We start from the raw sequence: 270 nt of genomic DNA, 5'->3' as shown, positions 1-270 counted from the left end.
GCCCGAGGAAATCGGATTTCTGCTGAAACTGTCCGCGGATCTGAAATCGGCGAAATACGCGGGCACCGAGATGCCGACCCTGCGGGGCAAGGAAATCGCGCTGATCTTCGAGAAGGACAGCACCCGCACCCGGGTGGGTTTCGAGGTGGCCGCCCATGATCAGGGCGCGACCGTCACCTATCTGGGGCCGTCGGGCACCCATCTGGGCAAGAAGGAAACCGTCAAGGACACCGCCCGCGTGCTGGGCCGGGTGTATGACGCGATCGAGTA

Annotated in this window: 1 pseudogene; it reads left to right on the top strand. The window is 63.3% G+C overall.

The window, feature by feature from the left end:
• Nucleotides 1-270 (top strand): annotated as a pseudogene (locus H2O73_RS24030) (ornithine carbamoyltransferase); the annotation flags it as partial.

This window comes from Vibrio marinisediminis (assembly GCF_014050145.1).
Classification (GTDB): domain Bacteria; phylum Pseudomonadota; class Gammaproteobacteria; order Enterobacterales; family Vibrionaceae; genus Vibrio; species Vibrio marinisediminis.
The sequence above is the reverse complement of the archived record's forward strand: the minus strand, read 5'-3'. Positions and strand labels throughout refer to the sequence as shown.